A 26,696-nucleotide genomic window follows, 5' to 3' on the forward strand; every position below is an offset into this window, starting at 1 on the left:
TGACAGGCGGCGGCCGGGCGTCCGGCTGCCGCATCACCGTCAGGCGTGCGGGGCGGGGTACTGAACGCCCGTGAGCTGCTCGGACGCGTCCCACAGCCGCTTCGCCATGTCGACGTCGCTCGCGGCGGCCGTGCGACCGACGAGGGTCGGGTAGCCGCGCTGCTCGGCGAAGCCGTCCGGTCCGACGAAGCTCGCGCCGGGGAGATCCTCCACGGCGGCGAACAGCGTGGGCAGGGCACCCATCCGATCCGTCTGGGCGACGACCTTGGTCACGCCACCCATCAGGCGGTCCGCGACGCGGTTGCCCGTGCGTCCGGCGAGATTCGTCGCGGCGAAACCGGGGTGGGCGGCGAAGGAGCGCACGGACGAACCGTCGGCCTCGAGCCGACGCTCGAGCTCGAGCGTGAAGAGCAGATTGGCGAGCTTCGACTGGCCGTAGACGGCCCAGCCCTTGTACGGGCGGTTCCGCCAGTTGAGGTCGGCGAGGTCGATGCTGCCCATGCGGTGGGCTGCCGACGACACGGTGACGACGCGGTCGGTGACGTGCGGCAGGAGCAGGTTCGTGAGCGCGAAGTGCCCGAGGTGGTTGGTGCCGAAATGCAGCTCGAATCCGTCGGCCGTGGTCGATTGCGGCTGCAGCATGACGCCCGCGTTGTTCACGAGGACGTCGAGAGGGCCGTCCCAGGCGTCGGCGAAGCGCCGGACGGACGAGAGATCGGCGAGGTCGAGCTCGCGGACGTCGACGCTCCCCCGGATCGAAGAGGCCGCCGCGCGGCCGCGGTCCGTGTCGCGCACGGCCAGGACGACGTGCGCCCCTGCCGCGGCGAGGCCGGCGGCCGTCGCACGTCCGAGTCCGCTGTTGCCGCCGGTCACGATGATGGTCCGGCCGTGCTGCGGCGGGATGTCCCGCACGTTCCACTGAGTCATGTTCGCCACCGTAGGCGCTCAGGGTGGGTGAGGCCTGGGCGTGCGGGCCCGAACGTGCCTCCGATGAGCGCCCCTCAGCGCGTTCGGGGCTGACGCACCGGCAGGACGATCGCGAAGCGGGAGCCGTGACCGAGGCGACTCGCGACCTCGATCCGACCGCCGTGCGCGTCCACGATTGTCCGCACGATCGACAGGCCGAGACCGAGCCCCTGCGTGGCCCGGTCCCTGACCTCCTGGGCGCGGAAGAAGCGGTCGAACAGCTGGCGCTGGTCCTCTCGAGAGATCCCGATGCCGGTGTCGGAGACGACGACGGAGAACTCCCGTCCGCCGGCCTCGGTCCCGCTCTCCGCCCCGGTCTCGAGGGACAGCGCCACCCGGCCCCCGGCCGGGGTGTACTTCAGCCCGTTCGACAGGAGGTTGTCGATGACCTGACCGATCCGACTCGCGTCGATCTCGACATCGAAACGGTGCGGAGCGTCCACGGTGACCTCGATGCCGAGCGCCGTCGCGCGCGGGAGGACCGTGTCGGCGCACTCGCGCACGATGTTCGCGACGTCGACAGGACCGGGACGCACGCGGATCTCGTTCGCGTTCGCCGTGAGGAGGTCGGAGATGATCGCATGGAGCTGATCGGCGTTGCGCTGGATCGTCGAGACCTCCCGGCTCATGCCGATCGCCTCGAGGTCGTGGGTGTCAGCCAGGATGTCGAGGTAGCCGATGATCGACGTGAGCGGCGTGCGCAGCTCGTGCGACACCGCCACGAGGAACTCCTCACGCACGGCGACCGCGTTCGCGAGATCGGTCACGTCGTGTCCGACGAGGACGGTGCCGAGGAAATCCCCGTCGGCGGTCTGCACGCGGGACGAGTTGGCCGCGATGGCCCGCTGCTCGCCCGGTACGCCGATCCAGAAGAGGTCGCCGCGGAACTCCTCGCCGTTGAGCGCCCGATGGAGGGACTGTCGCTCCGTCGGTATCGGCGTGCGCCGGTCCACGTCGTATGCCGCGGTAGCGGCGTGCATCGATTGGTCGTAACCCGCGAGGATGGCCTGTTCGTTCGCGGCGTGGTTCCGCAGCCCCACCGTCCCGTCCGGTCGGAAGTGCACGATGGAGGCGTCGACGGAGTCGGCGACGGTCCTCGCGAGGATCTCGGCCTGCACGGCCTCCTGGAGCACCCGATCCGCCTGCGCCCGTGTGGCGCGCAGCAGCTGGGCGGCTCCGAAGACCATGACGGCCACGATCGAGACGAGGGCGGGAAGGAGGAAGAGCTCGACCCACTCCCGACCCGTCGAGGGAGCCGGTCGTCCCACGAGGATGGGGAGCGCTGTGACGAGGAGGGCACCCGTGACGGAGAGGAGGATCGCCCCGAACGGGAAACGGTAGGAGAGCCAGACGACGGGGAAGATGATGAGGAATCCGGCCGACGGGAGGGTCTCGTAGAGCGACTCCCGCAGGATCGCGACCGCGACGATGTCGAGTAGCGGGATGATCACGACCGCCTCGACGGGCAGGGCGTTCCAGGGCACGAGGAACACCAGCACGGTCGACACGACGGTCACGGCGACCCCGGTGAGGAAGAGCGGGTGCGCCACCGCGCCGGGGATGCAGAGCGCGACGAGCGCGAAGAGCACGAGGGCTCCGGCGAGGAACGGGGACTGACCTCTCCAGAAGACGTCCCGGTGCCGGATCAGCTCGAGCTCGGGTACCGCCTCGGTCATCCGCGCATCCCTCCGACGGACACCGTCCGCACCGCTCAGCATCGCGGACGCGGGTGTCGCGGCGTGCAGGGCTCGCCGACGAAGTGGAGGAGAGTCGCGGACCGACCGTTGACTAAACCGTTTAAGCCGCGCAGGCTGCTGGGTGTCGGCTCGTCGCCGATGACATCCACTCAGTGAGGAGCACACATGTCACGAACATCCGGCCACCCCACGCGGACCCGGCGCCGCACCGGTCTCGCCACCGTCGCGGCCTCGGCCGTCGCCCTCTCGGCCTTGGCCGCTGCGCCCGCCTCCGCGGAGACGTCGAGTCCGGCGGGCGCGACGGGCCCGGCGAGCATCGCGTACATCGAGGTGAACAGCACCGATCTGAGCGTCGTCGGGGACTACGCCCTCGAGGACGGCTCGAGTGCCTTCGACGTCGCGATCATCTTCGCGGCCAACATCAATCACGACGGCACGGGCGCGTACCTGCACCTGAACGACCGCGTCCAGGCAACGCTCGACGACGCGGCCGACCAGATCCGGCCGCTCCAGGACAAGGGCATCAAGGTGACGCTCTCGCTCCTCGGCAACCACCAGGCCGCCGGGTTCGCCAACTTCCCCGATCAGGCCGCGGCCGAGGCGTTCGCCGACGAGGTCGACGACGTCGTCACGACCTACGGCCTCGACGGCGTGGACATCGACGACGAGTGGGTGTCGTACGGATCCGAGGGGGTGCCCGCGGCGAACGACGAGTCCGCCACCTGGCTCGTGGACGCGCTCGACGCGAAGCTCCCCGCCGGCAGCATCATCTCGCTCTACGACATCGGCGAGACGGCGGAGTCCCTGCAGTCGGCACCGTCCACCGTGCTCGACAAGCTCGACTACATCTGGAACCCGTACTACGGGCAGTACAACGTGCCGATGTTCCCCGGTGTCGATGCGGCGCGACTCGGACCGGCCGCGATCGACATCTCCCAGACGCCGGCGGAGACCGCAGCCGACCTCGCGGAGCGGATGGTGTCCGACGGCTACGGGGTCTACGTCACGTACAACCTGACCGCCGGTGACCGGAGCGCCTACGTCTCGTCGTTCACGCGCGGGCTGTACGGGCAGGACGCGGTCTACACCGGCTGATCGATCGCGCTCCCTGCGCCCCGCCGTCTCGTCGCGCTGCAGTTCTTGCTGGGCGCTGCAGGAAGAGCTGCAGCGTCGGGCAGAGACTGCAGCGCGGCGGGTTTGACTAATGCGGTTCAGCTCGTGACGATCGACGGATGCCGTCATCGCCGTCACCGTCACCGTCCGTGTCCGCCGACCGCCAGGAGGGGATGACCCTCTCGCAGGGTCGGCCCGCGTTCACGCCAGCCGATCCGCCCGTCGCAGACGATGTCGACTACCTCCGCGTGGACGGGCCGCCGAGCGGCGGCACCGTCGTCCTGCCGGGGCTCGCCGGCACCCGCATCGTGCACGGGGACGTGCTCGAGTACGACTGGCTGCCCGTCGCGGGGGGCGGGGACCGGTACGCCTCGACGGCGTTCGCCCTCGACCTCGTCCTCGACGACGGCTCGCGATCGAGCGGCTCCGCCCTCGTCGATCAGCAGGGCACACTCATGGACGCCGACGCGCAAGCACGATCGAAGCGTGCGTGGGTGGACCAGTGGAACCGACGGATCGTGGATCTCTCACCCCTCGCGGGCCGCCGGATCGTCGAGATCCGTGCCAGCCTCGCGGAGACGGCCTCCGCCGATCCCGTCCGCACCGTCTTCGTCGACGCCCCGGCCGTGCGCCCCTCCGAAGCACGGCCGGGCGACCTCCTCGGCTGGGTCGACACGCGGCGGGGCACGCGATCCTCCGACCGGTTCTCCCGCGGGAACAACGCCCCGATCGTCACCCTCCCGCACGGCGGCGTCTTCGGGCTGCCCATGACCGACGCCGGGGCCGGCAACTGGCCGTACCGGTGGCAGTCGACGCGTCCGTCGCTGCAGGCGTTCGCGACGAGTCACATCCCGAGCCCGTGGATCGGCGACCGCGGGGTCTTCCAGCTCATGCCGAGCCCGCTCCTCGACCCCGACGTGGATCGGGCCGCCCGCGCGCTCGGCTTCGATCGGCGCACCGAGCACGCGGGTCCCGACCACTACGCGGTGGAGCTCGAGGGCGTCTCGGCGCTCCTGACGGCGGGACGGCACGTCGTGGGTATGCGCTTCCGATCGGCGGGGGAGAACCTGTCCCTCATCGTCGATCACCTCGGGGAGGCCGTCGCCGCGACGTGGCAGGAGGGCCCGGACGACCTGCGCCTCGATGTGCGTATCCGCGACGTGGGTCAGACGCTCGACCACTTCGTGCACGTGGTGTTCCCCCGGGTGCGGAACCACCGACTGATGTTCGGAGGTGGTGAGCTGCGGGGCGTCGTCGTCATCGACGGGGCCGCGGCCGACGTCCTCGTCGGGGTGTCGACGATCGACGCCGAGACGGCACGGTCGAACGCGGGATCGAACGCCGGGTCGGACGGCGGTGTCGATGGACTCCTCGATCGCGCGGCCCGCGCGTGGAGGTCGGCCCTCGCTCGCGTCGAGATCCCCGAGCAGGAAGCCGTTTCGGACGACGTCCTGCGGTCGATCGCGGGCGGCCTCGGTCGTGTCTTCAGCTACCCGAACGCCCACGACGAGCCGGGACCGACCGGACCCCGCTACCGCAGCCCGGTCGACGGCGAGGTGCGCTCCGGTCCGTTTTCGTCGAACAACGGATTCTGGGACACCTATCGCACGGCCTGGCCGCTCCTCGGGCTCCTCGCACCGCAGACGACGGCCCGGCTCGCCGACGGCTTCGTCCAGCACTTCTCCGACGCCGGTTGGGTGGCGCGCTGGAGCGCGCCCGGCCCCGTCGACTGCATGACGGGGACGACGAGCGATACCGTCTTCGCCGGTCTCGCGGCCCTGGGGGTCCCGTTCCGCGTCGACGAGGCGTACCGCTCGGCGTTCCAGCATGCGACCGTGGCCGCGGCCGACGGCCGTGTGGGTCGGAAGGGTCTGCGCCCCGGGATCTTCCGCGGGTACATCGATACGGCCACGCATGAGGGGATGTCATGGACGCTCGACAACGCCATCAACGACGCGTCGGCGTCGCGGCTCGCCCGTCTCCTCGCCGCCGAGGCGACCGGGGAGCGGCGGGAGCGGCTCGAGACGGAGGGCGACTATCTCGCGCGGCGTGCCCTCGGCTACCGGAACGTCTTCCACGGCGATCCCGGGTTCTTCATCGGCCGCGACCCGGACGGCGCGTGGCGAGTGGCCGGCGACGCGTTCGACCCGGCCGAGTGGGGCCACGACTACACGGAGACCAATGCCTGGGGGACCTCCGTGACCGCCCCGCACGACGGGGCCGGTCTCGCCGCGCTGTACGGGGGAGAGGGTGCCCTCGCGGCCCGGCTCGACGAGATCCTCGCGACACCGGAGAGCGCCGAGGAATCGGTCTCCGGCTCCTACGGCTTCGTCATCCACGAGATGAACGAGGCCCGCGACGTACGTATGGGGATGATCGCGCTGTCGAATCAGCCCGCTCATCACATCCCCTTCATGTACATGTTCACGGGGAGGCATGACGACGCCCACCGCCTCGTGGTCGAGGCCAGGGACCGCCTCTTCGTGGGCTCGGAGATCGGTCAGGGCTACCCGGGGGACGAGGACAACGGCGAGATGTCGGCCTGGTACCTCTTCTCGGTCCTCGGCCTGTACCCGCTCGTCCCGGGGAGCGGCGAGTTCGTCCTGACACCCCCGCTGCTGCCGCGCATCGTGCTCCACCCCGAGGGTCGCGCGCACCCGCTCGAGATCGTCACGACGAACCCGGGTCGACCCTTCATCCGATCGGTCCGGATCGACGGCGAGCTGTGGGACCGCGTCGCCGTCCCCGCTGAGGACCTTCTGCGCGCCCGCCGCGTGGAGGTCGAACTCGCGGACGAACCGACGGGGTGGGCACGCGCCTCACGCCCCGGTTCGTTCTCCACGGAGTTCGGGGTCGAGCCCCTGCGCGACCTCCTCACCCGTGCGCCGGACACCCCGGCTGACGATGCCGGCGAGACACCCCTCGCGCTCACCCCTGGCGGGTTCGTCGACCTCGCTCTCCCGTCGCATTCCGCTGTAGGCATGTACACCGTCACGCTCGGCGGAGAGCCCCAGCCCCTGCCGGCTGGGCCTGCCGACGAATCGACCGCGTCCTGGCGTCTGCTCGGCATCCGCCTGGACGGGTCGACCGTGCTCCTCGACGAACGTGAGGCCGCCGTCGACGTTGCCGGCCGGACGCGACCCTTCCGGATCGCGTCGCCGGAGAAGGTCGTGGCGCTGCGGTTCGAGGCGGTCCGTGCGCTCGACCTGGCGCAGCTCGAGGCCTTCGCCTGAATCGATGCGCCGTCAGGGCGCCGACGAAGCGCACGGAGGGGTTCGGCTCCCTGCCCCTGTGCACCCTGACCCCGCCCCTCTCGGGGTCAGGGTGCGGTGGCGGTGCTCTCGCGACGTGAGAGCGTCGGTTGCGCGGCCGGCACCGATGGCACGATGTCTTCGGCATCGATGCGGGTCATGAGGGTCCGGGCGGCGAGCTCGCCGAGCGCGTAGGTGTCGCGGGTGAGTGCGGTGATGGACGGGCGGACGAGCCGCATCATGACCGAGTCGTCGAAGCTCGCGATGGAGAGCTCCGCGGGCACGGCGACGCCCAGTTCCTGGGCGACGCGGAGACCGGCGAGGGCCATCACGTCGTTGTCGAAGACGATCGCGGTGGGGCGATCGTGGCGGGTGAGCAGATCTCGCGTCACCTCCGCCGCCTGCTCGGCCGAGTAGTCCGTCTCGACCGAGACCGGGTCGAAGGCGCCCGCCGCGGTGGCGCACGCGCGGAGAGCCTTACGGCGCAGCTCCGTGTGTTCGAAATCGAGGCGCCCCATGACGTGCGCGACACGGCGGTGGCCGAGGCTGAAGAGCTCGCCGAAGAGGGTAGCGGCGACGGCGTCGTCGTCGATCCAGACGCTCGGCACGTCCGGATCGGTGCTCGGGTGGCTGCCGATCTGGACGGTGGGCAGCTCGAGGTCCGTGAGCAGGGCGATGCGTCGATCGTCCCGGCGGGGGTCGATGAGGATCACCCCGTCGACGCGGTGGGCCGAGTGCCACGAGGCGTACGCCTCGATCTCCTCGTCGAGGGAGGACACGACGAGGGTCTGGAGTCCGGTGTGGGTCTCGGCGAGACCCGCCTGGATCCCCGCCATGAGATCGGGGAAGAACGCCTCGGTGCCGAGCGTGCGCGCCGGGCGGTTGAGGACGAGCCCGATGACGTCGACCCGCGATCGCCCGAGGGCGAGAGCGGCGGAGTTCGGACGGTAGTTGAGCTCGGACGCCACCCGCAGGACGCGATCCCTGAGCTCCTCACCGACGCCCGGTTTGCCGTTGAGGGCGAACGACACGGCGGCCTTCGAGACCCCCAATCGGCGCGCGATGTCGCCGAGCGTCGCCCGCTTCTTGCTCGTCGCCATCGTGGCCTCCTCGACACCGAATGTACTGAACCGGTTAATCCGGTGGTTGACTTACCCGGTTTAGTTGCTGAGGATATACCCCATCGCCTCGTCTCCGCGACCGGTCCCCAGCGCGGATCACAGCGGACGTCGCCTGCACACAAAGGAGTTGCATCACATGAGGAACAAGCGCACCCCCCTGCTGACCGGGTTCGGCATCGTCGCCGCGACCGCCCTGCTCGCCGGGTGCTCGGCACCCGCCGCATCGGGCGGATCGGACCCCGAGGGGGCCGTCGACGGCTCGATCCGTTTTCAGACCTGGTCGCTCACGCCGACCTACCAGGAGTATCTCGACGAGGCGATCGCCGCATTCGAGGACGAGTACCCCGACGCGAGTGTCGAGCTCGTCGACCAGCCGGGTGACGGCTACTCGGAGAAGGTCCTGTCCCAGGCCTCGACCGACACGCTGCCCGACGTCGTGAACGTGCCGCCGGACTTCGCCCTTCCGCTCGCGCAGCAGGGCATCCTCTACGACGTGAGCCAGGCCACGGACATGGAGAGCACCTACTTCGAGGGGTCCGTCGACGCGTACCGGTTCGACGGCGTGGAGGGCGTCTACGGGTATCCCTGGTACCTCGGCACCGACGTCAACTACTGGAACGCGACACAACTCGACGACTGCGGTCTCGACTCCGCGAACCCGCCGGCGACGACCGACGAGCTCTTCGAACAGGCGGCGATCATGGCCGACAACTGCCCGGAGAACTACCTCATCAGCCGCGCGCCCGGCCTCGGTGACTTCACGCTGGAGGACATCGACATCCTCAACGAGGACGGCTCGGAGTTCGTCTTCAACACCCCGGAGGCCGCCGCGATCATCGACCGCTACGCGGAGGCCTACGCGAACGGCGAGATGCCCCCGACCGTGCTGAACGCCGACTACCTCGGCAACTCGCAGCTCTTCACGGAGGGCAAGGTCGCCTGGTCGACGGGTGGCGCCACCGCGATCGACTCCTTCGAGGAGAACAACCCGAGCCTGAAGGGCAACATCGTCATCAGCCCGGCCCTCAACATCTCGCCGCTCTACGTGCAGGGACTGAGCGTCTCGGCCGGCAGCGAGAACCTCTCGACGGCGCTCGCCTTCGCGGAGTTCATGACGAACGCGGACAACCAGAACGACTTCGCGCACATCGCGAACGTCTTCCCGTCGACGCAGGGCTCCGACGAGGACCCGTACTTCAGCGAGGAGGACGGCACCCCGTCGAGCGAAGCGCGCGTCACCGGTTTCGAGTCGCTCCAGACCGCCGAGGTGCTGACGCCCTACTCGGTCAACGGGGCGATGAACGACTACCTCGGTCAGCAGATCGCGCTCGCGATCCGCGGTGACATCTCCGGCCAGGAGGCGCTCGACACCTCCGTCGAGAAGCTCAACGACCTGCTCGCCCGCCAGTAGGTCACCCGATGACCATCACGGAAACCCCCGCCGGCGGCACCGCTCCGCCGGCGGGGCGGCCACGGCCGAACCGCGCGCCCAACCGCCGCGGACCAGCCCGCGCGACCCGGCGGCGCACCCCATGGCTCCTGTTGGCCCCGGCCCTGCTCTGGCTGTTCGTCTTCTCGATCTGGCCGTCGCTCAACACCGTGCGCATGGCCTTCACGAACGCCAAGCCGCTCGGCGGCACCGAGCGATTCGTGGGCTTCGACAACTTCGGCTACATCCTCGAAGACGATCAGGTGGCGAACGCGCTGCTCAACAGCGTGGTCTTCATGCTCGTATGCCTCCCGCTGCTCACGATCCTGCCGCTACTCATCGCGCTCCTCGTGGAGAAGAAGCTCCCGGGCATCACGTTCTTCCGCACGGCGTTCTACACCCCCGTGATCGCGTCGGCCGTCGTCGTCGCCCTCATCTGGACGTTCATGCTCGACGACCGTGGCCTCGTGAACGGGCTCGCGCAGGAGCTCTCGATCATCCAGGGCCCGCTGCCGTTCCTCACGGACCGGTGGCTCATCGTCCTGAGCGCCGTGAGCCTCACGGTGTGGAAGGGCCTCGGGTACTACATGATCATCTACCTCGCCGCTCTCGGCAATGTGAGCAAAGACCTGCACGAGGCGGCCGCCATGGACGGCGCCGGTGCGATCCGGCGCTTCCTCAGTGTCACGCTGCCGGCGGTCCGTGGGGCGATGCTGCTCATCGCGGTGCTCGTCTGCATCGCTGCGCTGCGTGTCTTCAGCGAGGTCTTCATCATGACCGGCGGAACCGGGGGAGCGGGCGGCGAGGCCCTCACCATGGTGATGCTCATCCAGCAGTACTCGCGCGGGTTCGCCGGCGACCTCGGATACGCGAGCGCCCTGAGCATCCTGATGTTCTTCGTGACGCTCGTGCCGATGCTCATCCTGGCGCGCATCAACAGTAGGAGTGACCGATGACCGCCGTGAACGAGGACCAGCGTGCCACCGAGCTGACAGGGCACGTCGCGACGAAGGCCCCGCGTGCCCGGAAGACACGTGGGTTCGGCTCCGCCGGGCCCGGAGAGCTCGTCATCCGGTACGTCCTGCTCGTCTTCGTGCTCTTCATCTCGATCGGGCCGTTCCTCTGGCAGCTGTCCACCTCCCTCAAAAGCACGAGCGAGGACATCTACACCCGCATCCCGCAGCTGTGGCCGGGGGACCCGACCTTCGACAACTACCTCCGCGTGATGGACGCGATCCCGGTCTGGACCTTCATCGGCAACTCGCTGTTCGTCGCGGTGTTCCAGGTGGGCGGCAACGTGATCTTCTCGACGCTCGCCGGCTTCACCCTCGCCCGACTGCGCTTCCGCGGGCGGAAGATCGTCATCGGGCTCTTCCTCGCGACGCTCATCCTGCCGGGGGAGGCGACCATCATCGCCAACTTCGTCACGATCCGGAACCTCGGACTCGCCGACACCCTCCTGGGCGTCGCGCTCCCCGGCATGATCGCGACGCTCAACGTGCTGCTCATGTTCAACGCGTTCCGCGTGCTGCCGGAGGAGATCGACCAGGCGGCGGTGATCGACGGGGCGAACGCCCTGCAACGCTTCTGGAACGTGTCGCTGCCGTCGGTCAAGGGCACCGTCGCGGTGATCGCGATCTTCAGCTTCATCGGGGCGTGGGACGACTTCCTGTGGCCACTCATCGTCTTGACGAGCCCCGACCAGTTCACGCTCACGATCGGACTGCAGTACCTGTCCGGGACGTTCTCGAACGATCAGCGGCTCATCGCGGCCGGATCGATGATCGCCTTCGTGCCGATCGCGATCGTGTTCGCGGCGCTGCAGCGCCACTTCTTCAAGGGTGTCGAGGAGGGCGGCGTGAAGGGCTGACCGCCCGCCGTCACCGCCGCCACCCCGTCACGAAAGGCATCATGTCCATCCTGCACAGTCCCCGCCGTTCGTCGCGCCTAGCGAGGGGATCCGTCCGCTCATGAGGTTCGGAGTCAACTACACACCACGCGTCGGCTGGTTCCACTCGTGGCTCGACTTCGACGTCGACGCCGTGCGGCGCGACCTCGAGCAGATCGCGTCCATCGAGGCCGACCACGTCCGGATCTTCCCGCTGTGGGACCTCGTGCAACCCAACCGCGGGCTGCTGAGACCCTCGGCCCTCGCGGCGGTGGGAGCCGTCGTCGATGCGGCGGCCGAGGTGGGGCTCGACGTCAACGTCGACGCCCTGCAGGGTCACCTGTCGAGCTTCGACTACCTGCCGGCGTGGCTCACGACCTGGCACGATCGGAACATGTTCACCGATCCGGACGCCCTGTCGGGTGAGGTGGCCTACATCCGCGCCCTCGGTGCGGTCCTCGCCGGACGCCCGAACGTGATGGGTTTCACCCTCGGCAACGAGGTGAACCAGTTCGCCGCCAGGCCGCACCCCCACCCGCACCCGATCGGACCGGACGAGGCCGAGGGATGGCTCCGGACCATGATCGCTGCGGCGCGGTCGAGCGTCGGCGTCCCCGTCACCCACGCGGCCTACGACGCGACGTGGTACGACGAACGCCAGCCGTTCCTGCCTCGGCACGCGGCCGAGCACGGCGACGAGACGATCGTGCACTCCTGGGTCTTCAACGGCGCGGCCCAGCGCCACGGCGGGCTCGGGGAGGGATCGGTGAGGCACGCCGAGTACCTCGTGCAGCTCGCGGCGGCCTGGCACGCCGACGCCTCGCGCCGCGTGTGGCTGCAGGAGGTGGGCGTTCCCCTCACCGTCGTCGACTCCGCGGATGCCGTCGAGTTCCTCGAGCGCACCGTGCGGACCGCCGCCGGTGTCGCCTCCCTCTCGGGTATCACGTGGTGGTGCTCGCACGACGTGTCCCGCGACCTGCTCGACTTCCCCCCGGTCGAGTACGACCTCGGGCTCATCGACGAACACGGCCGGATCAAGCCGACGGGCCGGGCATTCGCCGCTCTCGCACGCGAGCTGCGGAACTCCCCGCGGGCCGCGCCCGTCGCGGACGCCCTCGTGCTCGACGACACCGTCGCCCATCGGGAGGCGTGCGCGCCCGGCGGCTCGTTCTTCGACGAGTGGATGCGCGAGGCCGAGCGGACCGGGCTGGCCCCCAGATCCTCCTCGCGTCGCGCGCTCACGACGCCTCGCTGCTCGCTGACCGTGGGATCCGACGGGTGCACCGGACCGAGTCCGCCGTGCGCGGCGGAACCCCCGCCGGTGGCGGCGCCGCGGCGACCCTCCCGGCCTGACGATCCTCCCCCTCTCTCTCACACACACCTCTCGAACGAACGGACAGCCTCAGAACATGCACGACGACATCCCCCTCACCATCGGCCGCGCCGCACGGGTCCTCACGGAGCGGATCCGTCCGGCCGTCTACAGCGCTCGTCTCCCGCTCGAGGTGTCGGCGTCCGTCCTCCCGGGGGAGCCGATCTCTCCGGCGGACGGGCTTGCCCTGGACTTCGAGCCTTTCGCCGTCGGTTCGGCGTGGGGAGCCGCCTGGGGAACCACGTGGTTCCGCGTGCGCGGCATGATCCCGGCCGAGTGGGCGGGTCGGCGCATCGAGGCGCTCGTCGACCTGGGGTTCGACCCCAACATGACGGGTTTCCAGTGCGAGGGGCTCGTCTACCTGCCGGGGGCCGTGCCGGTGAAGTCGCTGAACCCGCGCAACCAGTGGCTTCCGGTGTCCGAGAGCGCCGCAGGTGGTGAGGAGGTCGAGTTCTTCGTGGAGGCGGCGGCCAACCCGGTCCTGCTCGACTACGTGCCCTTCCTGCCCACGGAGGAGGGGGACATCGCCACCTCCTCGCCCGCCCCGCTCTACCGCCTGCGCCACGTGGACCTGGCGGTCTTCGAACCGGAGGTGCACGAGTTCGCGCTCGACCTGGAGGTGCTCCTCGAGCTCCAGGCCGAGCTGCCGGCCACGTCCCCCCGTCGGATGCGCATCCTCCAGGCGCTCGACGACGCCCTCGACCTGCTCGATCTGCAGCGCATCCCGGCGACCGTCGGAGACGCGCGGGCCGCGCTGGCCCCGGCCCTCGCGTCTCCCGCGGAGGCGAGTGCCCACCGCATCTCGGCGGTCGGCCACGCCCACATCGACTCGGCGTGGTTGTGGCCCGTCCGCGAGACCATCCGCAAGGTGGCGAGGACCGCCTCCACCATGACCGAGCTGCTCGGCACGACCGACGATTTCCTCTACGGCATGTCGAGCGCGCAGCAGTACGCCTGGATCAAGGAGCACCGCCCGGAGGTCTACGAGAAGGTCAAGGCCGCGGTCGCCGACGGACGATTCCTCCCGCTCGGAGGCATGTGGGTCGAGTCCGACACCGTGATGCCGACCGGCGAGGCGATCGTGCGTCAGTTCCTCTACGGCCAGAAGTTCTTCGAGGAGGAGTTCGGGATCCGCTCCCGCGGCGTGTGGCTGCCCGATTCCTTCGGGTACTCGCCGGCGCTCCCGCAGCTCATGCGTCGGGCGGGGTTCGAATGGTTCTTCACGCAGAAGATCTCGTGGAACCAGGTGAACCGTTTCCCGCACCACAGCTTCGCGTGGGAGGGCATCGACGGCTCGCGGGTCTTCACCCACTTCCCGTCGATGGACACCTACAACTCCCAGCTGTCCGGCATGGAGGTGGCGAAGGCGTCGAACCAGTTCCGTGAGTCGCGGTTCGCGTCCGGATCGATCGCTCCCGTCGGCTGGGGCGACGGCGGCGGTGGGACGACACGGGAGATGACGGGGAAGGCCGCACGACTGGCCGACCTCGAGGGCAGCGCGCGCGTGACCTGGGAGCACCCGGACGCCTTCTTCGAACGGGCCCAGCGCGAACTCCCGACCCCGCCTGTGTGGGTCGGTGAGCTGTACCTCGAACTGCACCGCGCCACCCTCACGAGCCAGCACAAGACCAAGCAGGGCAATCGGGTGACGGAGCACCTCCTCGTGGAGGCGGAGCTGTGGTGGGCGACAGCGTCGCTCCGCACGGGAGGCGACTACCCGTACGACGAGATCGACGAGCTCTGGAAGCAGGTGCTCCTGCAGCAGTTCCACGACATCCTCCCCGGGACGTCCATCGCCTGGGTCCACCGGGAGGCCGTGGAGCAGTACGCGCGGGTCGCCCGCGCGGCCGAGGCACTCATCGAGCGCGCGCAGGAGCTCCTGGCCGGCGATTCGGGAGAGGGCGCCGCGGCGGGCACCGTCGTGTTCAACTCCTCACCCCTGACGCGCGACGGGGTACCCGGACTCGGCGCCGGTGCGATCGAACGCATGGCCGGGACGGTCTCCCTCTCCGAAGAGGACGGCGGCTTCGTCCTCGAGAACGAGCTCGTCCGGATCGTGGTGTCCGCGCAGGGCCTCATCATCTCGGCCGTCGACCGGGCGTCGGGTCGGGAGACCCTCCCCGCCGGCACCGCCGCGAACCTCCTGCAACTTCACCAGGACTTCCCCAACATGTGGGATGCGTGGGACGTGGACCGGTTCTACCGGAACCGCGTCGAGGACCTCGTCGAGCTCGACGCGATCGAGGCCTCCGTCGTCGACGGCGTCGCCCGGATCGTCGTTCGTCGATCGTTCTCCGTCTCGACGGTCGAGCAGGTCCTGACGCTCCGCCCGGGATCGCGGACGGTCGAGATCGACCAGGTCACCGACTGGCACGAGACCGAGAAGTTCCTCAAGGTGGCGTTCCCCCTCGCGATCCAGGCGGAGCACACGGCCGCGGAGACCCAGTTCGGTTACGCGAAGCGCGTGACCCACACGAACACGAGCTGGGAGGCCGCGAAGTTCGAGACGTCGATGCATCGCTTCGTGCACGTGGAGGAGCCCGGCTTCGGAGCCGCCCTCGTCACCGACTCGACGTACGGTTTCGACGTGACACGCGACTCGGATCCCGCGACGGGTGTCTCGACGACCCTCCGTCTCTCGCTCCTGCGGGCGCCGCGCTTCCCGGATCCGCAGACCGACCAGGGCGAACAGACCCATCGGTACGGGTTGGTCGTCGGGGCGGGAATCGAGGAGGCGACGGCCGAGGGGCTCGCCCTCAACCTCCCGGCACGGGTCCGCCCGGGGTCACCGGTCGCGCCCCTGGTGGAGGTGTCCGAGGGCATCCTCGTCTCCGGCGTCAAGCTCGCCTCGGATCGCTCGGGCGATCTTGTCGTCCGCGTCTACGAGCCGCACGGTCGCCGCACGACGGGGACGGTCACGATCTCCGGGGGAGCCGCGACCGTGGTCGACGCGTCGATCATCGAAGACGCGGGAGACGTCGTCGAATCCGACTCCGGGACGGTCCAGCTGACGCTGTCGCCCTTCGAGGTGCGTACCTACCGGGTGAGCGCGGATCGAATCCCAGACTGAGCGTCGGTGCCGTCCGGCGCGATCCTCGCGCCGGACGACACCGACGGGTCAGACGTGGCCGCGCAGCGAGCTGGCCGTGCCGGCCGGTTGACCCGGCTCCTCGGTGAAGACGAGCCCCGTGCCGCTGTTCGCGGAGGCCGTGAGTTCTTCGATCCACGCGCGATTGATGGCGGGAGCGCGCCCGCCGGAGAACTTGAAGTACATCGGGATGCCCCGGTCGAGCCAGATGGCCGATCGTCCGTCTCCCACGGTCGGATCGTCCTTCCACGAGAAGAAGAAGCTCTCGCCGCGCCGCAGCTTGTTGCCGATGACGATCTGCAGGTGGGCGAGCGAGCGGTCATCGATGTCGATGTCGATGTCCGAGTCGCCGTAGACGAGTTTTCCCACGGTGAGACTCCTCGATGCTGATGGACCGGTCGTGGACGAGCCCTCTCAGCTTATCCCGCGAACCCGCGGTCGGTCAGGATCGCGTCGGAGAGCGGCGCCGCTTCAGAGTCCCGCGAGTGCCTCTCGGACGGCGGCCGCGTCGGCGAAGCGGGACGGCGCGAGCGACCGCAGGTCTCCGATGAGGCTCGGCGTCGCGTGCGACGCGATCGCGTGGAGGAGGAGGTCGTCGCGTGCCGCGGGGAACGTGATCGTGTCGAGCAGGGCGGATAGGTCGCCGACCCGTCGCATGGTGTCCGTCGACGTGGAGACGCTCATGACGCCTCGAGGAGGATGCGACGAGCGAGGAGCCGCTCCAGGATGGCGGAGAGGGCCAGATCGAGGGACGCGGTCGTCGTGCACTCCCCGGCGTTCGGCCACATCCACAGGGTCTCGACGTGATCGTCGATCTGCTCGACATACGCGAGCAGGCGCGTTCCGTCATCGTCAGGGAGCCGCGCGTCGCAGACGCGCCACGATGCCTGGGTGAGCGCTATCGTCTCGAGTTCTCTGTCCACCCGCCGTATCGGCGTCGCAACGTTGCTCATGCCGATCCCCCTTTCGCGTGCAGGGTCAACACTGGTGCATCCGGCTTCGGATGTCGTCGACTTGACACGTCGTTGCGACGCTGTTAAGCGATCGTTCAGAGGATCGGCCCCTCGGAGCGTTGATCCGTTCGGACGCGGACGGTCCCTGTCAAGCCTCTCTTCGCCACGATCTGGAATTGCCTAGCGTTGCGTGGGTGTTGATCTCCCTTCTCCCTCCGCATTCCCTGCTCGCTGCCGGTCCCGCCATCGTCTGCCCGTGCATCGCGCCCGGCACCGCGGAGGCGTGAGATGGCCCATCTCCTGGTCGGCGCCGACGACTTCACCCTCGACGACCGACTCCTCGAGCACGTGCGGTTCGTGGTGACCCAGAAGCTTCGTCGAAACGAGTCCTTCCTCCTGACGTGGAGTTACCCGGCTCATCAGGGTTCGGGTCGGCGGTCCGTCTGGATCCACGACGGTTCCATGCTGCAGTTTCGTTTCGCCAAGGAGAGCAAAGCACCGCTGAATCCTGAGTGGCTGAAAGCACTCCTCGAGGCGTCCCATTCCGTCAGAGGGCTCAACCTCGACGACGTCCCGGAGCCCTCCGTCGCCGTCTCGCATGCGACGGCGTCCGACTCGGCGTCGACAGATGCCACGGTGGGAGTCGGCCGCCGCACCTGACGCGAACGCGCCAAGACCAACGACGAGACCCCCGACCATTGCGGTCGGGGGTCTCGTCATTCAGCGCCGTTCAGCCCCAGAGGACGCGAGATGCCGTGTCAGAGCCACTCGAGCGAGTCGTCGGCGTTCGGGGCGACCTCGTCCGCCGTCGTCGATGCCGCCTCCGCCGGGACGGCTCGGGGCGAGGAGAGCTCGGCCGTCAGGGCCCTCATCTTGGCCAAGGCGATGTCGTCGCGGACCTCCTCGAACTCCGAGTCCTCGTCTTCGGCGATCAGCTGACTCGCCGGACCGATGAGGAGGGTGGCACGCCCGATCGATCCGTCCGCTTGTCTCACGGGGATATCGACGGTCTGGGACGAGCTGTGGCGAGCGAGAGCCGCCGCATACTCGAGGAGTGCCCTCGTGATCTCGGTCCCGGTCAGCACCGAGTCGTTGCTATAGAAGATGCGCTGCATGCATTCAGTCAATGTCGAGCGTCGGAGACGAGTCAAGCCCGTTCCGGCACCCGTTTTTCATGCAACGCGGCGCGTGCGAAGGTCCACGGATCGGTGTTTTCTCCTGCTGTGACTCCCGGATGTCAAGCCTGAATTCGCTGTCTTCGCGATTCCCGCAGACTGAAGAACATCGGCGCTCAGCTCGGCACCGATCGTGCCGATGGCGCAACGACCATCACCACCCCGGAGGTATCACCATGGGAGCACTCACATACGGAACGCGGGAGATCCCCGTCGAGGACCGGCTTCTCGCACACCTCAGCGTCGTGATGACGCAGAAGCTCCGCCGTCGCGAGGGGTTCCTCCTCACGCTGCCGTCCGGCGATCGGCGCCTCCACGCCGAGTCTTTCTGGATCAGCGCGAACAGCGACCTCTCGTTCTCGTACTCGGGGAACCGCATCCCCTCCTTCAATCAGGACTGGCTCGAGAAGATGATGAACGAGTCCTTCTCGTCGCAGGGCCTCGACCTCACGAAGCACGCCGAGCCGGCCGCCGCTCCGCGTCCGGTCGCAGCGAACGTCGAGAAGACACGGAGCGCTCCCCGTGAGCGTCAGCTGATGGGTCAGCGCGCCTCGTAGGAGACGATCCGTGCCCGGACGGGGACCACGGAGGAACGAACGACAGAGGCACCCGCGCTCGGGAAGAGCTCGGGTGCCTCCGTCGTACCGCGGGGCCGGCCGCGGTGCGGCAGACGCCGTACCTACGGGCAGGTGTACGTCACGTTCCCCTCGGTGTGCGTGCCCGAACCGAGTTCGGCGCAGACCTCGTTGAACGCGTCGATCCCCGCACCGGCCAGGGCGACGGCCGCGATGATCGACGCGACGATGATGACGGTGCCGATGATGCCGATGATGATGCCCGCGAGCGCGAAACCGTTCTTCGCTCCGGCCTTGCGCGACTGGATCATCGCGACGATGCTCAGGACGACCCCGATCGGCGCCGCGATGAACGCGAGCACGAAACCGACGATGCCGAGGACCTTGCCAGGGACGGGACCGTTGGGTGCGCCGTTGTACGGGGCTCCTGAGTACTGGGGGGCGCCGCCCGGGTGGGAGGACGCGGGAGGATACTGCTCGCTCATGTCGTGCCTTTCGGATCGGATTCCTCGCAACTGTAGTGATCCCCTCCGCCGAGCGGGAGGGGGACGTCTCTGGAGTGCCGATTCCCGCTCGGCCGTAGCATGGGCGGGTGATGACCTCAGCTGACGCCTTGCCCGGATCCGCCTCGACGCCCGCATCCACCCGCCCTCCCGTGGCGCTCCTGCTCGACGTGGACGGCCCGATCGCGAGTCCCGATACGCGCACGGTCCGTCTCGAGAGCGTGGCCGCCGACCTCGCGGCACTCGCGAACGGCGGAGCGCTCGTCGTGTTCAACACGGGGAGGGCCGCGGCCTTCATCAGCGACGTCGTGGTCCCCGCCGTGCGAGCGGCCGGTCTCGAGCCCGGTCGGCGGTTGTGGGCCGTGTGCGAGAAGGGGGCCGTGTGGTTCGGCTTCGACGCCCAGACCGAGGACGAGCCCGAGGTCGACTCGCGGCTCGCGATGGACGAGTCGCTCGAGAACTGGGTCGACGAGCGGGTCGCGGAGCGGTACGCCGACACGATGTTCTTCGATCGGGACAAGCTCGCGATGATCTCCGTCGAGCAGATCGTGGAGGTGCCGCGGTCGGACTATCACGCGGCTCAGGTGCTCTTCGACGACGACGTCGCCCGACGTGTCATCGAGACCGGGGGAGGGTTCCAGCGCGAGGACGTCGTCGACCTCGGCCGGGCGGGCGAGGTGACGGTGCGGATCGATCCCACGATCATCTCCACCGACATCGAGCACCCCGCTCTCGGCAAGGACCTCGGGGCGCAGCGGGCGATCCTGCTCGCTCGCGAGCACGGGCTCGAGATCCCGCAGGTGTGGCGGACCATGGGAGACTCCCGGACCGACTACGCCATGGCCGGCTGGCTGCACGAGAACGGCTACTCCGTCGCCCACATCGACGTGCGTCCGGCCGACGGGGTGCCCGAGACGCCGTACCCCGTCCTGACGGCCGGCGGCGGCCTCGTGCACGACGATGCGGCCGCGGTGTTCCTCGCCCGCTGGCGCTCCCTCACGGATTCCGACGGGTGGCGCGCGGGAGAGTTCCCCGACGCCGACTGAGCGAGGTCAGGACCGACTGACCGAGGTCAGGTCTGGCAGCGCGGGCACCACGTGGTGACGCGCAGGGAGAGCTCGTCCGCACCGAGTTCGCCGCTGCGGATGCGCGTCCCGCAGCGGCGGCACGGCCGCCCCCCGCGTCCGTAGACCCACACCTGCTTGCCGGGGCGCGTGTCGCCCGTGGTAGTGCGTTCGGCCCGATCGCGGTTGGCCAGGATGAGTCGGTGCGCGAGGTCGACCGTTCGTGCCACATCGACGTCGCCGACCGGCCGCGTCGGCAGCGCACCTCGCAAGAAGCAGATCTCGTTCGCGAACACGTTTCCGATCCCGGCGAGATTGCGCTGGTCGAGCAGGGCGACGGCGAGCGGCCGGGCCGGATCGGCGCTCAGGCGGTCGATCGCCTCCATCGCGTTCCAGTCGGGTCCGAGGAGGTCGGGTCCGAGGTGTCCGACGACGTCGTCCTCGCGGTCCCGCGGGATCAGCTCGGTGACACCGAGTTCGAACCCGACACCCACCCACGATTCGGTGCCGACGATCGCGCGGACGGTGTGGTCGGGTCGTCGCCAACGGGAGTCGGGGCGGTACAGGTGCCAGGACCCCTCCATCTTGAGGTGGGTGTGGAGGGTGAAGTCACCCACCCGGTGCAGGATGTGCTTGCCTCGGCTGACGACCTCGTGGATCTCGGCGCCCCGCAGGTCGGAGGTGGCGAACGACGGGACGCGCAGATCCCAGCACGTCACGATGTCGTCGGCGAGCGCACGGTGCAGCTGTGCGGCCGTCCGGTAGACCGTGTCCCCCTCAGGCACGTCGGATCCGGAGTCCGCGAGGGGTCTCGGAGAAACCGGCCTCCCGGAGGGGGAGCGCGAGGCGGCCGCCGAGCACGAAGTCGCCGTTGGCGTTCTCGACCGCGAGCTTCTCGATGCGCCCGTCCCGGACGACGCCCGCGAGAGACATCGCGGCATCGCCCACGAGTCGCTCGTCCTCGGTGAAGACGAGGAGCGAGGACCCGCCGCGCTCGAGGTAGAACACGAGTTCTCCGTCCACGATCGTGACGAGACCGCCGGCCTTGCGGCCCGGACGGTGCTTCGTGCCCGTGGTGTCGGAGCTCGGCCAGGGGAGAGCCGCTCCGTAGGGATTCGCGGGATCCGTGGCCGCGAGGGTGACGGCCGTGAGCTTCTCGCCTGGCCGTTCACCCCGCGCCTCGGTGCGCACGAACGTGCGCACACGATCGACGGTGCCGGAGGTGGAGAACTGCGCGGCGCCGAGACCGTCGATGATGTAGCCGCGCCGCGCGCGACCCTTCTCCTCGAAGCCGCTCAGGACCTTGTACGCGAGGGCGAAGCCGCCGGGCACCCCTTCGGTCGCTACGGAACCGCGGGTGACGATGCCGTAGCGGTCGAGCAGGATCTCGGCCGTCGCGGCGGCGCGGATCGTGGGATCGCTCTCGGCGAGGGGCAGGATCGACCAGCGGCCGCCGAGTCGCTGTCCCGCGCTCGAGCCGCCGTTCGCGACACGGGTCGTCATGGTGGGCCGCGCATAGGCACGACCGCGGTAGGTGCGGGCTCGGGGAGTGGCGCGAGCGCTGCGGTGGGCACCGCCCCCGCCCGTGAGCATGCGGAGCGGACTGAAGGTGTCGTTCGTGATGAGGCCCGCCCAGACGAGCTCCCAGATGGCGGAGACGAGCGCCTTGTCGTCGTCCGATCCGGTGCTCTCCGCGAGCTGAGAGAAGAAGTAGGCGCCCCCGCTGCCCAGGGAGAGGAGGATCTCGCGCTGGAGCGCGTCGGGTTCGTGGTCGTCGCGGTTGATCGGGAGGGTGACGGCGGCGGCGTCCGCGGGGTGCAGCGCGACCCAGCCGTCGGCGCCCGGCAGCGAGCCCGCGCCCGACCACGACACCTCGCCCGTGGCGGTCAGCTCGTCGAGCATGCTCGGCGAATAGTCCCTGACGCGCTGCGGCAGGACGAGCGACTCCCACGCCGACGCGGGGATCGGAACGCCCGCGAGCTGTTCGATCACCGTCAGGACTCCGTCCACGCCCCGGAGCGATCCGGACACGTGTTGCCAGTCGGGAAGGAAGCGGGCGAAGGTCTGCTGGTCGACGGGTTCGACCTCATGGCGCAGCGCCGCGAGAGACCGCAGCCGCAGGCGACGGAGCACCTCGGCGTCGCACCACTCGTCGTCGTCGGCGCCGCGATCCCGCGCGGCGGCGAGGAATTCGCCGCTGAGCACGCGACGCTCGTCCGCGAGGCGGCCGAGGGTGTGGCGGGCGACGGCCGCGCCGAGCCCGAAGCGACGGGCGACCGCGCCGGTCGTGAAGGGGCCGTGGGTGCGCGCGTAGCGAGCGACGAGGTCGCCGAGGGGGTCGGCGACCGGCTCGATGAACGCGACGGGGACGCCGATGGGGAGCGGCACGCCGAGCGCGTCCCGCAGCCGGGACGCGTCCTCGATCGCCGACCACCATTCGGCGCCGGCGAACGAGGCGCGGATGACGCGCCGGGACGTCGAGAGCGCCTCGAGGTGGGCTCGAGCGGTCTCGACGGAGGCGTGTGGCGGGGCGACGTCGTCGCTGTCGGTGTCGTCGCGCGCGTCGCTCGTCACCGTGTCCGAGCGCGCCTCGTCGCCCTCGGACTCGAGGCGCTCGGCGACCTCCTCGACCGTGAGCGGGCCGAGCATGCGGACGAGGTCGGCCACGCCCTCGATGCCGCGCATGCGACGTTCGGGGGCGAGCCGCTGGAGCTCGAGCTCCGTTCGCGTGATGACCCCGGGGTCGAGGAGTTCACGCAACTCGACGTGGCCGAGCAACTCGGAGAGCATGCCCTGGTCGAGCGCGAGGGCAGCGGCCCGACGCTCGGCGAGCGGGCTGTCGCCCTCGTACATGAAAGCGCCGACGTACCCGAAGAGCAGGGAGGTCGCGAACGGCGACGGGGTGTCCGTGGTGGTCTCGACCACGCGCACGGACCTGTTCTCGATGCGCTTGGCGAGATCGAGGAGCGCCGGGAGGTCGTACACGTCCTGCAGGCACTCGCGCACCGTCTCGAGCAGGATCGGGAAATCGGGGTACCGCTTCGCGACGTCGAGCAGTTGCGCCGAGCGCTGGCGCTGCTGCCAGAGCGGGGCCCGGGATCCCGGGCGACGATTGGGCAGGAGCAGGGCCCGCGCCGCGCACTCGCGGAACCGGGAGGCGAACAGGGCCGAACCGCCCACCTCGTCCCGCACGATGGCCTCCAGCTCGTCGGGCTCGATGACGAAGAGATCCGCCCCGGGCGGCTCGGAGTCCGTGTCCGGGATCCGCACGATGATGCCGTCGTCGCTCGCCGTGGCGCCGCCGTCGACGCCGAGGCGCTCGCGGACGCGGGCCGCGACCGCGAGCGCCCACGGCGCGTGCACGTGCATGCCGTACGGGGAATGAAGGATGACCCGCCAGTCGCCGAGCTCGTCCCGGCTGCGCTCCACCACCAGGGTCTTGTCGCTCGGCAACTGGCCCGTCGAGCGCTTCTGCTCCGCGAGGTACGTGAGGAGGTTGCCGATGGCGCGGGAGTCGAGGCCGGCCTCGGCGAGCCGTGCCTCGGCCGTGGCCTTCGGCGCCGCATCGGTCTCGCGCATGAAGGCGCCGATCGCCTCGCCGAGCTCGGCCGGCCGGCCGAGGCCGTCGCCCTTCCAGAACGGGAGGCGGCCGGGCTGGCCGAACGCCGGGGTCACGAGCACACGGTCGTGCGTGATCTCCTGGATCGTCCAGCTCGTGGCGCCGAGGGCGAAGACGTCGCCGACGCGCGACTCGTAGACCATCTCCTCGTCGAGCTCGCCGACCCGGGTTCCGCCCTTCGCGTCGCCACCCACCATGTGCACGGCGAACATGCCGCGGTCGGGGATCGTGCCGCCGCTCGTGACGGCGAGCCGCTGGGCACCCGGGCGGCCGGTGAGTGTGCCAGCGTCGCGATCCCAGACGAGGCGCGGGCGCAGCTCGGCGAAGTCGTCGCTCGGATAGCGTCCGGCGAGTAGGTCGAGCGTCGCCTCGAAGGCCGAGCGGGGGAGCGAGCGGAACGGCGCGCTTCGCCGCACCGTCTCGAACCACGCCTCCACCTCCACGGTGTCGAGGGCGCACACGGCCACGGTCTGCTGCGCGAGCACGTCGAGCGGGTTGGCCGGAACGGAGAGGCGTTCGATCTGCCCGGACACCATGCGCTCCGTCGCCACGGCCGTGCTCACCAGGTCGGAGCGGTGCTTCGGGAAGAGGACACCGCGCGAGATCTCGCCCACCTGGTGACCCGCACGCCCCACGCGCTGGAGTCCGCTCGCGACCGACGGAGGCGTCTCCACCTGCACCACGAGATCCACGTCGCCCATGTCGATGCCGAGTTCGAGACTCGAGGTGGCGACGACACAGCGCAGCCGGCCCGTCTTGAGCGCGTCCTCGATCTCGGCGCGCTGCTCCTTCGACACGGAACCGTGGTGGGCTCGGGCGAGCGGCGCCCCCGAGTTCTCCGTGGCCGCTCCCGGCTCGAGCACGGCGGTTCCGGCCGTGGAGCCCTTCGTCTGTCCACTGCCGCCCATGAGTGCGGCCGGGGCGCGACGGACGGGGCCCGCGCCGCCCTCCTCCGACTCCTCAGCAGGAGCGTTGCGCTCCTCCCAGATCTCATTGAAGCGGGCGGTGAGTCGCTCGGCGAGTCGCCGTGAGTTCGCGAAGACGATCGTGGAGCGGTGGTCGAGGATGCGGTCGACGATCGCCTCCTCCACGTGGGGCCAGATCGACGTGGAGCGTTCGCCGTCCTGCACGAGGGAGCCGGCCGTCGCCCCCTCGCGCGGGCCGGTGGGCGCGGGGTCGCCCGACCCCGGGTCGGTCATGTCGTCCACCGGGACCACCACGGTGAGATCGAACTTCTTGTCGGCCGTCGGCGCGACGATCTCCACCGGCGCGCGTCCGCACAGGAAGCGCGCGACCTCCTCGTGCGGACGGACCGTGGCGGACAGGCCGATGCGCTGAGCGGGCTTCTCGAGCAGGTCGTCGAGCCGCTCGAGCGACACGGCGAGGTGTGCCCCGCGCTTCGACCCGGCGAGGGCGTGCACCTCGTCGACGATGATCGTCGACACGTCGCGGAGGGTCTCGCGCGCGGCCGAGGTGAGCAGGAGGAAGAGCGACTCCGGCGTGGTGATGAGGATGTCCGGAGGGCTCTTCAGCAGCGCCCGTCGCTCGGATTGCGGCGTGTCGCCCGAGCGGACGCCGACGCGGATGTCGGGGACCTCGAGACCGAGCCGCTTGGCCGTCTGCGTGACGCCCACGAGGGGCGACCGGAGGTTGCGCTCGACGTCGACGCCGAGCGCTTTGAGGGGAGAGATGTAGAGCACGCGCGTGCCAGGGGCTGGGCTCCCGGCGGGCCGTGGATTCGGTGACGGTGCGGCGGAGATGAGGCGATCGATCGACCAGAGGAACGCCGACAGCGTCTTGCCCGATCCGGTGGGAGCGACGACCAGTGCGTTCGACCCTCGGGAGATCGCGTCCCACGCCCCGGCCTGCGCGCGCGTGGGCGCCTCGAACGCACCCGCGAACCACTCCCGGGTGGCGGGTGAGAATCGATCGAGGATGTCGGTCACGGTGTCATCGAAACACACACCACCGACATCGGTGTGGGGTCGACGCCGGCCGCCCGATCGTGCACCGTCGTGACGATCAGGCCGATCAGGCCGATCAGGCCGATCAGGACGATCAGGACGATCAGGCCGATCAGGCCGATCAGGACGATCAGGCCGATCAGGCCGATCACGCCGAACGCGTGATGAACGCGGACACGTCGGCGAGCGCCTGCGCAGACACCGCGTGCCCGAGTCCCTCGTAGATGCGACCCGTGAGCGTCGAGTGGGCGGGCAGCCACTCGCCCGTGAGCTGCACGGCCGCCGCCGGGATCACGGTGTCGTGGGTGCCGCGGCCCCAGAACACGGGAGGGGCCGCCTCGGCGAGGGCCGCGTCGCCCGCGTGCTCGCGCGTCGCGACGAAACCCGCGAGGGTCACCCCGTAGGCGAATCGATCGGGTGCCGCGCGCAGGAGCTGGAGCACGACCGAGCCGCCTTGCGAGAAGCCGAGCAGACCGATCGATGTCGGGGGGACCTCGAGGCGGTCGATCCAGTCGAGGACCGCGTGGGCCGCGGCGTCGACCTCGGAGGCCACGGGGAGGAAGTCCCCCTGAAGCGGGTACCACGCCCACCCGACGAGGGGCCATCCGGCCGACAGGGGCGCGCGCAGCGAGGCGATGACCGGCTCGAGGGGGAGGGAGGTGCCCACCTGGAAGAGATCGCTCTCGGTGGAGCCGTACCCGTGCAGGAGGACGAGGAGGGGACGACCCACTCGGTCCGCGGGACCGGCCGACCAGAGGATCGCGTCGTCGTCGATGGCGATGTCGCTCATGTGCAGGGCCTCCAGACGTTCCGCACGCCGAGGGGCGCACCTCTCCAGAGTAGGCGCGGCCACCGACGGTCCGGCCGCTCGGGGCGCACGGCGTCCACGACTCTCGACGTCGGTGCACCCACTCGTGC

General features: G+C 69.9%; 21 protein-coding genes. 9 read left to right on the forward strand and 12 right to left on the reverse strand.

What is annotated here, in order from left to right; translation table 11 throughout:
- Positions 1-39: 39 nt before the first annotated feature.
- Both ELQ94_RS03305 and ELQ94_RS03310 read right to left on the reverse strand, forming a co-directional pair.
- Positions 40-927 carry an oxidoreductase gene (locus tag ELQ94_RS03305; RefSeq protein ID WP_127047092.1) on the reverse strand — a complete coding sequence of 296 codons (888 nt, stop codon included), beginning with the start codon at positions 925-927 and terminating at the stop codon, positions 40-42.
- A gap of 74 nt (positions 928-1,001) precedes the next feature.
- Entirely contained in the window at positions 1,002-2,642 is a 1,641-nt protein-coding gene (locus ELQ94_RS03310; RefSeq protein ID WP_127047094.1) for a sensor histidine kinase, read from the reverse strand.
- A gap of 186 nt (positions 2,643-2,828) precedes the next feature.
- On the opposite strand from ELQ94_RS03310, the gene ELQ94_RS03315 reads away from it, so the two are divergent.
- Complete coding sequence (locus tag ELQ94_RS03315) at positions 2,829-3,758, forward strand: endo-beta-N-acetylglucosaminidase H (protein ID WP_127047096.1); 930 nt, start codon at positions 2,829-2,831, stop codon at positions 3,756-3,758.
- Positions 3,759-3,949: 191 nt separating this feature from the next.
- A complete protein-coding gene (locus tag ELQ94_RS03320) occupies positions 3,950-7,009 on the forward strand; it encodes a GH92 family glycosyl hydrolase (RefSeq protein WP_166404639.1) in 3,060 nt (1,019 codons plus the stop codon).
- 86 nt (positions 7,010-7,095) lie between these two features.
- On the opposite strand, the gene ELQ94_RS03325 is transcribed toward ELQ94_RS03320, so the two are convergent.
- Positions 7,096-8,127 carry a LacI family DNA-binding transcriptional regulator gene (locus ELQ94_RS03325; protein ID WP_127047100.1) on the reverse strand — a complete coding sequence of 344 codons (1,032 nt, stop codon included), beginning with the start codon at positions 8,125-8,127 and terminating at the stop codon, positions 7,096-7,098.
- A 157-nt stretch (positions 8,128-8,284) separates the two neighbouring features.
- On the opposite strand from ELQ94_RS03325, the gene ELQ94_RS03330 reads away from it, so the two are divergent.
- The 4 genes from ELQ94_RS03330 to ELQ94_RS03350 all read left to right on the forward strand — a co-directional run bounded on the left by ELQ94_RS03330 (position 8,285) and on the right by ELQ94_RS03350 (position 15,907).
- The gene (locus tag ELQ94_RS03330) at positions 8,285-9,559 is read left to right on the forward strand and encodes an ABC transporter substrate-binding protein (protein ID WP_127047102.1); all 1,275 of its coding nucleotides are present in this window, start codon (positions 8,285-8,287) and stop codon (positions 9,557-9,559) included.
- A gap of 8 nt (positions 9,560-9,567) precedes the next feature.
- Positions 9,568-10,533 (forward strand): carbohydrate ABC transporter permease, encoded by a 966-nt coding sequence (locus ELQ94_RS03335; protein ID WP_127047104.1) that lies wholly within the window; start codon positions 9,568-9,570, stop codon positions 10,531-10,533.
- Positions 10,530-11,447: a carbohydrate ABC transporter permease gene (locus ELQ94_RS03340; protein ID WP_127047107.1), complete on the forward strand. Its 918-nt coding sequence runs from the start codon at positions 10,530-10,532 to the stop codon at positions 11,445-11,447. The genes ELQ94_RS03335 and ELQ94_RS03340 overlap by 4 nt, the downstream gene beginning before the upstream one ends.
- A 1,427-nt stretch (positions 11,448-12,874) precedes the next feature.
- Positions 12,875-15,907 (forward strand): alpha-mannosidase, encoded by a 3,033-nt coding sequence (locus ELQ94_RS03350; RefSeq protein ID WP_127047109.1) that lies wholly within the window; start codon positions 12,875-12,877, stop codon positions 15,905-15,907.
- A 48-nt stretch (positions 15,908-15,955) separates the two neighbouring features.
- Here the strand turns inward: ELQ94_RS03350 and ELQ94_RS03355 are convergent, their stop codons facing one another.
- The 3 genes from ELQ94_RS03355 to ELQ94_RS03365 all read right to left on the reverse strand — a co-directional run bounded on the left by ELQ94_RS03355 (position 15,956) and on the right by ELQ94_RS03365 (position 16,878).
- Complete coding sequence (locus ELQ94_RS03355; protein WP_127047111.1) at positions 15,956-16,294, reverse strand: DUF7882 family protein; 339 nt, start codon at positions 16,292-16,294, stop codon at positions 15,956-15,958.
- A gap of 102 nt (positions 16,295-16,396) precedes the next feature.
- Positions 16,397-16,609 (reverse strand): DUF2795 domain-containing protein, encoded by a 213-nt coding sequence (locus ELQ94_RS03360; RefSeq protein WP_127047113.1) that lies wholly within the window; start codon positions 16,607-16,609, stop codon positions 16,397-16,399.
- On the reverse strand, positions 16,606-16,878 hold the full coding sequence (locus tag ELQ94_RS03365) for a hypothetical protein (protein ID WP_243696836.1): 273 nt from the start codon (positions 16,876-16,878) through the stop codon (positions 16,606-16,608). Before ELQ94_RS03365 ends, ELQ94_RS03360 begins: the two co-directional genes overlap by 4 nt.
- Before the next feature lie 288 nt (positions 16,879-17,166).
- Here ELQ94_RS03365 and ELQ94_RS03370 point away from each other — a divergent pair, with 288 nt between their 5' ends.
- Entirely contained in the window at positions 17,167-17,538 is a 372-nt protein-coding gene (locus ELQ94_RS03370; RefSeq protein ID WP_127047115.1) for a DUF7882 family protein, read from the forward strand.
- A 98-nt stretch (positions 17,539-17,636) separates the two neighbouring features.
- Here ELQ94_RS03370 and ELQ94_RS03375 read toward each other — a convergent pair whose 3' ends face one another.
- Positions 17,637-17,993 (reverse strand): hypothetical protein, encoded by a 357-nt coding sequence (locus ELQ94_RS03375; RefSeq protein WP_127047117.1) that lies wholly within the window; start codon positions 17,991-17,993, stop codon positions 17,637-17,639.
- A gap of 236 nt (positions 17,994-18,229) precedes the next feature.
- Here ELQ94_RS03375 and ELQ94_RS03380 point away from each other — a divergent pair, with 236 nt between their 5' ends.
- Complete coding sequence (locus ELQ94_RS03380; protein WP_208007510.1) at positions 18,230-18,610, forward strand: DUF7882 family protein; 381 nt, start codon at positions 18,230-18,232, stop codon at positions 18,608-18,610.
- A gap of 122 nt (positions 18,611-18,732) precedes the next feature.
- On the opposite strand, the gene ELQ94_RS03385 is transcribed toward ELQ94_RS03380, so the two are convergent.
- Entirely contained in the window at positions 18,733-19,113 is a 381-nt protein-coding gene (locus ELQ94_RS03385) for a DUF4190 domain-containing protein (RefSeq protein ID WP_127047119.1), read from the reverse strand.
- A gap of 110 nt (positions 19,114-19,223) precedes the next feature.
- On the opposite strand from ELQ94_RS03385, the gene ELQ94_RS03390 reads away from it, so the two are divergent.
- Positions 19,224-20,177 (forward strand): hypothetical protein, encoded by a 954-nt coding sequence (locus tag ELQ94_RS03390; RefSeq protein ID WP_127047121.1) that lies wholly within the window; start codon positions 19,224-19,226, stop codon positions 20,175-20,177.
- A 26-nt stretch (positions 20,178-20,203) separates the two neighbouring features.
- On the opposite strand, the gene ELQ94_RS03395 is transcribed toward ELQ94_RS03390, so the two are convergent.
- Genes ELQ94_RS03395 through ELQ94_RS03410 form a run of 4 tightly spaced genes read right to left on the reverse strand, consistent with a single transcriptional unit; the run spans position 20,204 to position 26,568 of the window.
- Positions 20,204-20,980: a DNA-formamidopyrimidine glycosylase family protein gene (locus ELQ94_RS03395; protein ID WP_127047123.1), complete on the reverse strand. Its 777-nt coding sequence runs from the start codon at positions 20,978-20,980 to the stop codon at positions 20,204-20,206.
- Positions 20,973-25,760 (reverse strand): Lhr family ATP-dependent helicase, encoded by a 4,788-nt coding sequence (locus ELQ94_RS03400; protein WP_127047125.1) that lies wholly within the window; start codon positions 25,758-25,760, stop codon positions 20,973-20,975. The genes ELQ94_RS03395 and ELQ94_RS03400 overlap by 8 nt, the downstream gene beginning before the upstream one ends.
- Entirely contained in the window at positions 25,757-25,930 is a 174-nt protein-coding gene (locus tag ELQ94_RS17235) for a hypothetical protein (RefSeq protein WP_166404640.1), read from the reverse strand. The genes ELQ94_RS03400 and ELQ94_RS17235 overlap by 4 nt, the downstream gene beginning before the upstream one ends.
- Positions 25,927-26,568, reverse strand: a complete 642-nt coding sequence (locus ELQ94_RS03410; protein WP_127047127.1) for an alpha/beta hydrolase — start codon at positions 26,566-26,568, stop codon at positions 25,927-25,929. Before ELQ94_RS03410 ends, ELQ94_RS17235 begins: the two co-directional genes overlap by 4 nt.
- Positions 26,569-26,696 lie beyond the last annotated feature (128 nt).

Source organism: Labedella endophytica (assembly GCF_003990045.1).
Taxonomy (GTDB): Bacteria; Actinomycetota; Actinomycetes; order Actinomycetales; family Microbacteriaceae; genus Labedella; species Labedella endophytica.